Genomic DNA, 11,391 nt, shown 5'->3' with positions numbered 1-11,391 from the left:
CGAGAAGGAGACGAGTCCACGCCGCTCGACCCGGCGCATGAGAAGGCTCGGGAAATGGCTCGGGAAAAGGCAGATAGCGTGGAAGAAATGCCGTGGATTCGCGACCGGATCGTGGCGCTCTGGGGAAAACCGGAGTGTCTTGTCTATCTGCAGAAGCTCCTGCGTGACCACCGTGACGGTCGGCGCAGTGGTTTTACCTTGCCGGTAGTCGAGGAATTGCTGTTCTTTATCGACCTCATGGTGGCCCGCCAGGCCGCCGGTTAGTTTCACTAGCACCTCTGAAGGAGATACAAATGAGCGAATACATTGCCCCGATCCGTGACATGCAGTTCGTGCTCAAGGAACTCGCCGGCCTTGAACAAGTGGCGCAGCTGCCGGGTTGCGAGGAAGCGACGCCCGATCTGGTCGATGCGGTTCTCGAAGAGGCGGCGAGGTTTGCCGAGGAGGTACTGTCGCCACTCAACATCTCGGGTGACCTGGAAGGGGCCAAATGGCACAACAAGACGGTGACCATGCCGGCTGGCTTCAAGGAGGCGTACAAGCTTTTCGCTGACAGTGGTTGGCCAGCACTGGCCTGCGAGCCCGAATGGGGCGGTCAGGGACTACCCAAGCTGGTTTCGGCCGCCGTCGGCGAGATGTGGAAATCCGCCAATCACTCCTTCTCGCTATGTCCCCTGCTCACCGCTGGCGCCATTGAAGCGCTGGTGCTCACGGGTTCCGAGAAGTTGAAGAAGGACTATCTCGAAAAGATGGTCAGCGGCGCATGGACCGGAACGATGAACCTCACCGAACCGAACGCCGGGTCCGACCTCGCCGCGGTGCGCACCCGCGCCGAGCCGCAGGCCGACGGGACCTACAAGGTCTTCGGGCAGAAGATTTTCATTACCTACGGTGAGCACGACATGGCCGAGAACATCGTCCACCTGGTGCTGGCGCGGACACCGACGGCCCCGGAAGGGGTCAAGGGAATCTCGTTGTTCGTGGTGCCGAAGTTCATGGTCAATGACGACGGCAGCCTTGGCGAGCGCAACGACGCCTACTGCGTATCGATCGAACACAAGCTCGGCATTCACGCCAGCCCGACGGCGATCATGGCTTTCGGTGACCATGCCGGCGCGATCGGCTATCTGGTCGGCGAGGAGAACCGCGGCCTCGAGTACATGTTCATCATGATGAACGCGGCGCGTTTCGGCGTCGGTCTCGAAGGCGTTGCCGCTTGCGAGCGATCGTACCAGCGGGCGCGCGACTACGCGCGCGACCGCATCCAGTGCACCGACGTCGGCGTGCGTGGCGGTCCGAAAGTGGCGATCATCGCCCATCCCGATGTCCGTCGCATGCTGATGACCATGCGCGCGCACGCCGAGGCGACACGGGCACTGGCTTATGTGGTCGCTGCCGCACACGACGCAGCAGTTCATCATCCCGACGTCGCCGAACGCAAGCGCAACCAGGCTTTCGTTGACCTGATGATCGGCGTGGTCAAGGGCTGGAGCACCGAAAGCGGCGTGACCATCGCCTCGATGGGCGTTCAGGTGCACGGGGGCATGGGTTACGTCGAAGAAACCGGCGCCGCACAGCATCTGCGCGACGCGCAGATCTCGACGATCTATGAAGGGACCACCGGCATCCAGGCCAACGACCTGATCGGTCGCAAGATTGCCCGCGAAGGCGGCGCCACGTTAAAGGCGCTGATCGCCACCATGCGCGCCTTCGATGCCGAGCTGGCCGGGCAGGAGGGTGGCCATTTTCCGGCCATTCGCAGCCGCCTCACCGCTGGCGTGGATGCGCTGGCGGCAGCCGGCGACTGGCTGGTCGCCACCTATCGTGACGATGTGCGTGCCGCATCAGCCGGCGCCGTGCCCTTCCTGACCTTGCTCGGCATCGTTTCCGGTGGTTGGCAGATGGCGCGTGCGGCGCTGATCGCACAAGCGAAAATCGATGGCGGAGACGCTGATCCCTTTTACGCCGCAAAGGTCATCACCACGCGTTTCTACGCCGACCATGTGCTCTCCGGAGCGCCGGGGCTGGCGAGCAGCGTGACCGATGGCGCCGAAGGCGTGATGGGTCTGGCCGAAGACATGTTCTGAGCGGCAGTCCTCGGGGCGCCGGCGACCACCCGGCAGTTCGACCGCGGGCGGCCTTGCCGCGGAACCCCGGGGCAGGCGCGCCCGTCACCCGCAGCAAGCCTACAGGAAACAATGCAATGCACAGCCAACGCAAGCTCGTCCACAGCAGCGTGATGTCGATTCGCTGGGGCGACCTGGACGCCTACGGACACGTCAACAACACCATCTATTTCCGCTACATGGAGCAGGCCCGTGTGGAGTATCTGGAGGCCCTCGGTTTCACGGTGATGCCGCGCGGTTCGGCGCCGGTGATCATCAATGCCGCGTGTACCTTCCTGGTGCCCCTCAACTATCCCGGTCTGGTCGAAGTGAGGATGTTCTGCGGGCAGCCGGGACGCAGCAGCGTGCCGACGCACTACGAGATTCGCCTGCAGGGGAACGAAACGCTCTATGCCACGGGCGATGCCAAGATCGTCTGGATGGATGTCGCCAGCGGCAAGTCGGTGGCGATTCCGGAACAGTGGCGCGCCAAGTTGTCTGACTGAAGCAAGGAGGAGGGGGGATGGATCAGCAAGTTCTCTGGCGCCCGAGCGCCGAACGTATCGACGCAGCCAGGCTCAGTGCTTTCATCAAGGCAGTCAACGCCCGCTGGCATGCCGGCTGCAGCGATTACGCCAGCCTCTGGCGTTGGTCAGTCGCCGAGCCCGAGGCGTTCTGGACGTCGGTCTGGGACGAGTGCGGCGCGCTCGGCGAGCGCGGCGAGGTTGTGCTGGAGGACGGCGACCGGATGCCCGGCGCGCGCTGGTTTCCGCAAGCCCGACTGAACTACGCGCAGAACCTGCTGCGCCACGGCGCAGACGAAGCGGCGAGCGACGCGCTGGTTTTCTGGGGCGAGGACCAGGTCAAGCGGCGCCTCTCTCACCACGAGCTGCGTGCGCAGGTTTCGCGCTTTGCGCAGGCACTGCAGGCCGCTGGTATCGGCCGCGGCGATCGCGTCGCCGCCTACCTGCCGAACATGCCCGAGGCGCTGATCGCCATGCTCGCCACGGCTTCGCTCGGCGCAATCTGGTCGTCGGCGTCGCCCGATTTCGGCGTCCAGGGTGTTCTTGATCGTTTCGGGCAGATCGAACCGAAGCTGCTGCTCTGCGTCGACGGCTACTGGTACAACGGCAAACGCGTCGACTGCCTGGCCAAGAACGCCGAAATCGCCGCGCAAATGCCGACCGTGGAACGCTGCCTGGTCGTCTCCTACCTCGACGACGCGCCGGATGTCACGCCGATCCGCAACGGCCAGCGCTACGCCGACTTTGTCGCGCCGTTCAGCGCTGGCGTGATCGAGTTCGTGCCGCTACCGTTCGATCAGCCGCTATTCATCATGTTTTCCTCGGGCACCACCGGCGTTCCCAAGTGCATCGTGCATTGCCACGGCGGCGCGCTGCTGCAGCACCTCAAGGAGCACCAGCTGCACGGCGACGTCAAGCCCGGCGACCGCGTTTTCTACTTCACCACCTGTGGCTGGATGATGTGGAACTGGCTGGTGTCCGGCCTCGCCTCCGGGGCGACGCTACTGCTCTACGATGGTTCGCCGTTCATCGTCGGCGCCTCGGGCAAGCCGGGAACGATTCTCTTCGACTACGCCGACGCCGAGCGCATGAGCCACTTCGGCACTTCGGCCAAGTTCATTGACGCCCTCGCCAAGACCGGTCTCAAACCGCGCGAGACGCACCGGCTGCAGTCCTTGCGGGCGATGTTCTCGACCGGTAGTCCGCTGGCCCCGGAGAGCTTCGACTACGTCTATCGCGAGATCAAGGCCGACCTGCTGCTGGCGTCGATCTCCGGCGGCACCGATATCCTCTCGTGCTTCGCGCTGGGCAGCCCGATCCTGCCGGTGTGCCGCGGTGAGCTGCAATGCCGTGGCCTCGGCATGGCGGTGGACGTCTTCGACGACGACGGTCAGCCGATTCCAGCTGGCAAAGGCGAGCGCGGTGAGCTGGTCTGCACCGCGCCGTTCCCGGCGATGCCGGTCGGTTTCTGGAACGATCCGGATGGCGCCAAGTACCATGCCGCCTACTTCGATCGCTTCCCCAACATCTGGTGTCACGGTGATTTCGTCGAGCTCACCGCCCACGCAGGGATGATCATCCACGGCCGCTCCGATGCCGTGCTCAACCCCGGTGGTGTGCGCATCGGCACCGCCGAGATCTACCGCCAGGTCGAGCAACTGCCGGAAGTCGTCGAGTCGCTGGTCATCGGCCAGGACTGGCAGCACGACGTACGCGTGGTGCTGTTCGTCAAGCTGCGTGAAGGACTGACTCTCGACGACGCGCTGATCGAGCGCATCAAGCAGCAGGTGCGCCAGAACACCACGCCGCGGCACGTGCCGGCGCGCGTGCTGCAGGTAGCCGACATCCCGCGCACCAAAAGCGGCAAGATCGTCGAACTGGCGGTACGGCACGTGGTTCATGGCCGGCCGGTGAAGAACGTCGAAGCACTGGCCAATCCGGAAGCGCTGGCGTTCTTCCGGGAGCGTGTTGAATTGCAGAGCTGAGTGCGCCAGCTGCAAACTCCCTTCCGCTCCTTTTCGTCGTCGATGGGTGATGAGCGAACGAGCCGTCTTTTCGCCCGATAAATCGGGTGATTCTTCGCTAGTATGGCGAACACCCAACAATCACTGTCGCTATTCCCTTTGCTTGCGGAAGGCAGTAGCAGCAATATCGTTATTTCCCCAGGTTGCGGAAGTCCGCGGCTCGACGAGGCAGGACATCAATGAAAAAGATGCTGTTGTGGATAGTGTTCTTGACGGCAGCCGGCGTGCAGGCCGCCTCGCCCGACCTGGCGACGCAAGCCGTTCCGCCCTTGCAGCCGTTGTCGGAACAGTCGAAAGCAGCGCGCCTGTCCGCGGAATTGCTCACGCGACACCACTACAAGGCACTTCCCCTGGATGACGCACTGTCAGAAAAAATCTTCGAACGCTACCTGAAAATGCTCGACGGCGAGAAGCTTTTCTTTGTGCAAAGCGACATTGATCAACTCAAGGCCGCGCGCACCAGATTTGATGACGCAATCTACACTGAAAACCTTGGCCTTCCCTTTGCCGTCTTCAATCTCTATACGCAACGCGTCGTCGAGCGTTTCACATACGCCCGCAGTTTGCTTGCCGACGGTTTCGATTTTCGCGGGAAGGAACGCTACGAATATGGTCGGGAAAAGGCGGCCTGGGCGAAATCCGGGCAGGAGATCAATGAGCTGTGGCGTGCGCGGGTAAAGAACGACTGGTTGCGACTGAAGCTGGCCGGCAAGGACGACAAGAGCATTGTCGAGACGCTCGACAAGCGTTATGAACACTCTCTGCGGCGAGTTGGCCTGACCAAGAGCGAAGACGCTTTCCAACTGTTCATGAATGCCTACGCGACGGCCATCGAACCCCATACCAACTACATGGGAGCGAGGGCTGCCGAGGATTTTGACATTTCAATGCGGCTCTCTCTCGTGGGGATTGGGGCCGCACTGACCCAGAAAGATGATTACACGGTCATTCGCGAACTCGTTCCGGGCGGCCCAGCCCAACTCTCGGAGCAATTGAAGCCCGGCGATCGCATCGTCGGGGTTGCGCAAGGCAAGAACGGAGCCATGACCGATATCCTCGGCTGGCGCCTGGACGACACGGTGGCGCAGATTCGCGGCGAACCCGACACCATCGTGCTGCTGGACATAGTTCCCGCCGATGCCGGCCCCGACAGCAAGCACAAGGTAGTTTCCCTCACGCGGAAGACGATCACACTGGAACAGCAAGCGGCCAAAAAATCGGTGATCACCGTCGCTGATGGAAAGACGACTCACCGCATCGGAGTGATATCCCTGCCCACCTTCTATGCGGATTTTGCGGCGCGGGGAAGAGGCGCCCCGGACTACAAGAGCGCGACCCGCGATGTGGCTCGTCTGCTGGATGAATTGAAGACGGACAAGGTCGACGGTGTCCTGGTGGATCTGCGCAACAATGGCGGCGGGTCGTTGGCGGAGGCGGTGGAGCTGTCCGGACTGTTTATTGGCGCTGGGCCAGTGGTCCAACAGCGCGATGCCAAAGGCGACGTCACCGTGGCCAGGGCCAGCAACGCCATCGTTGCCTGGGACGGGCCTCTGGCTGTTCTCATAAACCGGCAGTCGGCGTCTGCTTCCGAGATATTTGCCGCTGCAATTCAGGACTATGGCCGTGGCCTGGTGATTGGCGAGCGCAGTTTCGGCAAGGGCACGGTGCAAACGATGGTCAGTCTCAATCGCTTCGTCAAAGACAAGACTCCGGAGCTCGGCGACTTGAAAATGACCATTGCCCAGTTTTTCCGCATCAGTGGAGGCACCACGCAACTCCGGGGCGTAGAGCCGGACATAAGCTTCCCGTCGTTTACTGACGAGGAAAGCTCCGGGGAATCAAGCTTCGAGAATGCGCTCCCCTGGGTAAAAATCCAGGCTACGGATTATGCACTGCAAGGCAATCCGAGAGCGCTCCTGCCGAGCTTGAAAATGCGTCATGAAGCGCGTGTCAAAACTGTGCAGGACTTTCAGTTTCTGAAGGAGGATGTGGCCGAAATAAGCCGCCTTCGCAAGAGGAATTCAATCTCCCTGAACGAGGCGGAAAGGCGCCAGGAACGTGACGCACAGGAGGCCAGGGCGGCCTTGCGAGAGAAATTGCGAGGCGACGGCAAGAGTGCCAGCGCCAGCCCTCGCGGCGATGAAGACGATGCGGGAAGCAGAGCACGATCCCGGGACGATGGCCTACAGGCTGACGAACGCGATCTCGGCAATGAGCTGGCGGCAGAGAAAGCGCGCAAGAACGCCAAGGATATCTTGCTGGAAGAGGCCGCCCATATTCTCGGTGATCAGGTGGGATTGCTGCAGCGCGAAAACAGGGTGGCTGCACGTCACCAGCCGGATTCCTCGATGATCCCCGGTCAGATTCTGCAGCCGGCACCTGCTCCAGCGACCATTCGCTGAGAATGTGGAAGCTGCGCGTGCAGCGGCGGTTGGTACCGGGAGCCACCGGTTCCGCTTTGGCACGACCACGCCAGGCTTGCTGGCGAGATTGCCGACGAGCGCCCAGGGGAGGGAACGCGAAATGAACAAGGCAACATCGAACTACGCGATGCCACGCATGCGGCCTTGCCGTGCTCAGCTTGCTGCTCTCGGCGTTCTGCTTGCTCTTGAGCTGGCAGGCTCCCCGGCGTACGCGGCCGATGCAGCGCTGCAGAAGTACCCCGACGTTCTGGCCGCCACGGTGCAGCCACGTGGCGGTGACCGCTTCAACTTCGATGTCACGCTCTCATCGCCTTACGACACGCCGCAACGCTATGCCGACGCCTTTCGCGTCATGGGCAGGGACGGCAGTGTCTACGGGGAGCGTACGCTCTTCCATGACCATGCCAGCGAGCAACCATTCACGCGTGACCTCTACGATATGCAGGTACCCGGTGGCGTACGCGCGGTGATCATCGAAGGCCGCGACAAGACTTTCGGCTACGGCGGCAAGACGATCGAGGTCGTACTGCCCGGGCGCTGACAGTCAGCGGCAGCGCTGTACAGCGAAGGGCGAGCGCTCTCCGCAGACGTCAGAGCCGTGTGCGCCGTGCGTGGCGCCTTCCTTCAGAGAGTGGCGCTGGCCACCGCCCTGCTGAGCGTTTTAAGCGCCGCCATCGGCGGGGCGCCTGTGAGGTAGATCAGGCCTGTCGGCACCTGGCTGAATTCGTCAGGTAGCGTCTGCACGGCCAGGTCGCTGGCGTGGATCGATTGCTCGACCACTCGCCGCGGCATCAGCGTCCACCCCAGGCCAACCGCAACACAGCCCAGAATGCCGTCGAGCGTGCCGAATTCCATGGCGTCGGAGACGGAGCAAGTGCAGCGTGTTTTCGCCTTCGTGGCGGCAGCAAAGGCAAGGGAACGAGAAAGCCGGCCTAAGGCCGGCTCTCTTGCGGTATCACGCCTTCGGTCAATCTCAGACCTTTTTCCTGCGGCGCAAGCCCATCAAGCCCACCAGGCCAATCCCCATCAACGCCAGCGATGCTGGTTCTGGCGTTTGGTTCGACGGCGGTGGCGGGGTGATCTCTTCGGTCAAGCCGGCGTAACGAACAGACGATTGCGAGTAGTTATAGAAACCGAACTGCCCGTCGGGAAACGATCCGGCAATATCGAAGACCGTTTGGCCGGTCCCAAAAGCACCGCCCGCGATGTCGATCTTGATCCGCCCACTCTGATAGAGAATCTCGAAGTCGTATTCGGTGTTGTCGGCCCAGCCAAGGGTCGAACTGTAGTTCGTCGCCAGCACGTCGAAGCCGGTGCTGTTGGTGTGCCCCCAGAAGCCCGGCGAATAGTTGGTGATAGTGCCGTTTGCCCTGCTGAGAGCAAAGCCTTCTTGAGCAAGAAATCCGCCATCGGTTTGGTTCGCCTGTTTCCAGTCGAACAACACAAAGTTCATGTCGTTGCCGGTGGACGCGGGAGCATTGAAACCGAACACGAATCCGATGAAATCGTCATCGCCGGTTGTCTCGACCTTGATCGAGCCACGAATCGTCGTATTGATCTGGCTGCCTGGACCAACGAAAAAAGTGGGGTCACCGTTGATCGACTGAAACACCGAAGCGCCACCGGCAGCGACCGTCCAAGTGCCGTTCGCCGCCGGACCGCGCTGTGCCCAGGTATTCAGGTCGATGGGGACCGGTGCAGCGGCGGCGAGCGAGCTTGCGGTTAGCAAGATGGCTGACCAGAGTATATGTCGTGATTTCATGATGTGCTCCAAGTTTGGTGGTATGACAATACAGGGGGCCGCCTCACAAGGCACACTCCCTGTCGAGTGCCGGCGCAAGTTGCGTGCCAGAACGCTCTCGTGCAGGAAACAAGGAGTTAAAGCAATAGCTTGAATGGACGTTTGTTGAGCGGGTATCTGCGTTTGCCAAGCGAGTCCAGAAAAGTGTAAAGTTTTTCGACAGTTCTGTGGTCGTTTCCCGGGAGCGCACCGGTTGGCTAAGTAGTGGCGCGATGAAGCCGAAGTGAGTCACGCGCGCAGTATCCTCGTGCCGAGCTGCGTGCTGGTCACTGCGTCACTGAGCGTCTTCAGCGCCGCCATCGGCGGGGCGCCTGTGAGGTAGATCAGGCCTGTCGGCACCTGACTGAATTCGTCAGGTAGCGTGTGCACGGCCAGGTCGCTGGCGTGGATCGATTGCTCGACCACTCGCCGCGGCATCAGCGTCCACCCCAGGCCAACCGCAACACAGCCCAGAATGCCGTCGAGCGTGCCGAATTCCATGGCGTCGGACACGGCATGTCCGGTGGCGCGTTGCCACGCGAGGGCTCGGGTGCGATAGGCACAGCCTTCGCGGAAGAGGATCAGCGGCTGCAACACGGGATTGGCCCCGGCGGCACAGATCAGCACCAGTTCCTCCACTACCAGTTGGTCGAACTGGAGGTCGGGGTGCTCGACCGGTCCGGCGACGACGGCACAATCGAGCTTGTGGCTCAGTACCTTGTCGACCAGCGCGGCGCTGCTGTTCGTCTCGACGCGCAACTCCAGGCCCGGGTGCTCGGCCCGGACGGCTTTCAGCGCGATCGGCAGATGGAGCGCGGTAAAGGTTTCCATTGCGCCGATGCGCAGTTGGCCGACGCTGTCGCCGACCAGGCGCACGGCGGCACTGGTCTCGCGTTCAAGGCGTAGCATGCGCCGCGCGTAGTCGAGCAGGACGCGCCCGGACGGTGCCAGCGCCAGTCCACGGCCACTGCGGAAGAAGAGATCGGTACCCAGTTCCTCCTCCAGCCGGCGGATACGGTTGGTGACGTTGGACTGGACGGTGTTCAGCTTGCGCGAGGCAGCCAGGATGCCGCCTTCGTCGACCACGGCTTCGAAGGTGCGAAGGGCGATCAGCTCCATTCATGTATCTCCATTAGAGAACGGTGTGTTCTAAACGAATCATTTGTAGAGATAGTTTATACCGGTTATGGTGTCGGCACCAGATCACAAAGGCCCTCCGACATGAACGACCAGCGAGAACGTCTTCGAGTGCTTGGCGCCGGCATCTGCAGCCTGATGTTGGTCCTCGGCGTCGCCCGTTTTGCCTACACCCCTCTGCTGCCGCTGATGCAGCAACAGGCCGGCCTCGGCATCGCCGCAGCCGGCTGGCTGGCGGCGATCAATTACGCCGGCTACCTGACCGGCGCCGTCGTCGCCTCGCTGATCAGCGACCTGGTACTGAAGGACCGCCTCTACCGGATTGGCCTGGTGGTGGCCGTCGTCAGTACCGCGGTGATGGGTCTGACCACCGATGTGACGATCTGGGCGCTATCGCGTTTCGTCGCTGGCCTGGCCAGTGCCGCCGGCATGCTGCTCGGCACCGGCTTGATCCTCAACTGGCTGATTCGCCACAACCACCGCAGCGAACTGGGCATTCATTTTTCGGGGATCGGCCTGGGCATTGCCGGTTGCGCCGCTGCCGTGGCGCTGATGAGCCATTGGCTGGACTGGCGCGAGCAGTGGTTCGCCTTCACCGTCATCGGCGCGCTGCTACTCGTTCCGGCTTTGCGCTGGCTGCCGGCACCCGACCGCAGCAAGGTGACCAAAGGCGGTCAAGAGATGGTGGACAAGCCGCCGACGGCCACCTTCATGCGCCTCCTGATGGCCGCCTATTTCTGCGCCGGCATTGGCTACGTGGTCAGCGCCACTTTTATCGTCGCCATCATCGACCACCTCCCCGGTCTTTCCGGAAACGGCACGCTGGTCTTTCTGGTGCTCGGTGCGGCCGCCGCGCCGGCCTGCATCGTCTGGGATCTGATCGCGCGGCGGAGCGGTGACGTCAACGCCTTGATCCTTACGGCCTTGTTACAGATCGTTGGCATCCTGCTGCCGGTGATGGCCGACAGCCTTGCCGCTGCGCTGGCCGGGGCGATGCTGTTTGGCGGTAGCTTTATCGGCACCGTGAGCCTGGTTTTGACCATGGCCGGCCGCTACTATCCGACACGTCCGGCGAAGATGATGGGCAAGATGACGCTCTCGTACGGGGTAGCCCAGATCATTGGCCCGGCCGTCACCGGCTGGCTCGCCGTCAGCCTGGGCAGTTATTCCGCGGGCCTCTATCTGGCGGCCGCGGTGATGGCCGTCGGTACGGTGCTGCTGCTGATGCTCAAGGCGGTTGAAAGGCGTGACGCCTCGGCCGGCGTTGCCGCCCTCAAGCCGTGCCCACAGCACTGAACAAGGGCCGCAGCGGTTCGTCCGGCTCTCCCGCGGTGACAGTTTCGTGCGGCGTAGCAAGGAAGTTCACTTCGCTCCTGACGTCAAGCGATGCGCACATCG

At 62.4% G+C, this 11,391-nt stretch carries 9 protein-coding genes and 1 pseudogene; 7 read left to right on the top strand and 3 right to left on the bottom strand.

Annotated elements, in window-relative coordinates:
* From RUW20_RS09450 to RUW20_RS09425, 6 genes and pseudogenes are all read left to right on the top strand, one after another.
* Window positions 1-264: pseudogene (locus RUW20_RS09450) on the top strand (hypothetical protein); the annotation flags it as partial.
* A gap of 29 nt (window positions 265-293) precedes the next feature.
* Window positions 294-2,087, top strand: coding sequence for an acyl-CoA dehydrogenase C-terminal domain-containing protein (locus RUW20_RS09445; protein ID WP_313951951.1), 1,794 nt, complete (start codon window positions 294-296; stop codon window positions 2,085-2,087).
* 116 nt (window positions 2,088-2,203) lie between these two features.
* A complete protein-coding gene (locus RUW20_RS09440; protein WP_313951950.1) occupies window positions 2,204-2,611 on the top strand; it encodes a thioesterase family protein in 408 nt (135 codons plus the stop codon).
* Between the two features lie 17 nt (window positions 2,612-2,628).
* The gene (locus RUW20_RS09435; protein WP_313951949.1) at window positions 2,629-4,614 is read left to right on the top strand and encodes an acetoacetate--CoA ligase; all 1,986 of its coding nucleotides are present in this window, start codon (window positions 2,629-2,631) and stop codon (window positions 4,612-4,614) included.
* A gap of 218 nt (window positions 4,615-4,832) precedes the next feature.
* A complete protein-coding gene (locus tag RUW20_RS09430) occupies window positions 4,833-7,055 on the top strand; it encodes a carboxy terminal-processing peptidase (protein WP_409559336.1) in 2,223 nt (740 codons plus the stop codon).
* 121 nt (window positions 7,056-7,176) lie between these two features.
* Window positions 7,177-7,617 carry a hypothetical protein gene (locus RUW20_RS09425; protein WP_313951947.1) on the top strand — a complete coding sequence of 147 codons (441 nt, stop codon included), beginning with the start codon at window positions 7,177-7,179 and terminating at the stop codon, window positions 7,615-7,617.
* Window positions 7,618-7,700: 83 nt separating this feature from the next.
* On the opposite strand, the gene RUW20_RS09420 is transcribed toward RUW20_RS09425, so the two are convergent.
* The 3 genes from RUW20_RS09420 to RUW20_RS09410 form a co-directional block, all read right to left on the bottom strand.
* Window positions 7,701-8,048 carry a LysR substrate-binding domain-containing protein gene (locus RUW20_RS09420; RefSeq protein ID WP_313951979.1) on the bottom strand — a complete coding sequence of 116 codons (348 nt, stop codon included), beginning with the start codon at window positions 8,046-8,048 and terminating at the stop codon, window positions 7,701-7,703.
* Window position 8,049: 1 nt separating this feature from the next.
* Window positions 8,050-8,850: a PEP-CTERM sorting domain-containing protein gene (locus tag RUW20_RS09415; protein ID WP_313951946.1), complete on the bottom strand. Its 801-nt coding sequence runs from the start codon at window positions 8,848-8,850 to the stop codon at window positions 8,050-8,052.
* A 255-nt stretch (window positions 8,851-9,105) separates the two neighbouring features.
* Window positions 9,106-9,975: a LysR family transcriptional regulator gene (locus RUW20_RS09410; RefSeq protein ID WP_313951945.1), complete on the bottom strand. Its 870-nt coding sequence runs from the start codon at window positions 9,973-9,975 to the stop codon at window positions 9,106-9,108.
* A gap of 102 nt (window positions 9,976-10,077) precedes the next feature.
* On the opposite strand from RUW20_RS09410, the gene RUW20_RS09405 reads away from it, so the two are divergent.
* The gene (locus tag RUW20_RS09405; RefSeq protein WP_313951944.1) at window positions 10,078-11,289 is read left to right on the top strand and encodes a YbfB/YjiJ family MFS transporter; all 1,212 of its coding nucleotides are present in this window, start codon (window positions 10,078-10,080) and stop codon (window positions 11,287-11,289) included.
* The last annotated feature ends 102 nt before the right edge of the window (window positions 11,290-11,391 follow it).

It is taken from the genome of Accumulibacter sp., assembly GCF_032229525.1.
In the GTDB taxonomy this organism is placed as follows: Bacteria; Pseudomonadota; Gammaproteobacteria; order Burkholderiales; family Rhodocyclaceae; genus Accumulibacter.
This window is presented reverse-complemented; position numbering and strand designations above follow the sequence as displayed.

Bases quoted from the DNA above. Each gene is read 5' to 3' on its own strand.
- RUW20_RS09445 (WP_313951951.1), top strand. From the start codon at position 294: ATGAGCGAATACATTGCCCCGATCCGTGACATGCAGTTCGTGCTCAAG.
- RUW20_RS09440 (WP_313951950.1), top strand. From the start codon at position 2,204: ATGCACAGCCAACGCAAGCTCGTCCACAGCAGCGTGATGTCGATTCGC.
- RUW20_RS09435 (WP_313951949.1), top strand. From the start codon at position 2,629: ATGGATCAGCAAGTTCTCTGGCGCCCGAGCGCCGAACGTATCGACGCA.
- RUW20_RS09430 (WP_409559336.1), top strand. From the start codon at position 4,833: ATGAAAAAGATGCTGTTGTGGATAGTGTTCTTGACGGCAGCCGGCGTG.
- RUW20_RS09425 (WP_313951947.1), top strand. From the start codon at position 7,177: ATGAACAAGGCAACATCGAACTACGCGATGCCACGCATGCGGCCTTGC.
- RUW20_RS09410 (WP_313951945.1), bottom strand. From the start codon at position 9,975: ATGGAGCTGATCGCCCTTCGCACCTTCGAAGCCGTGGTCGACGAAGGC.
- RUW20_RS09405 (WP_313951944.1), top strand. From the start codon at position 10,078: ATGAACGACCAGCGAGAACGTCTTCGAGTGCTTGGCGCCGGCATCTGC.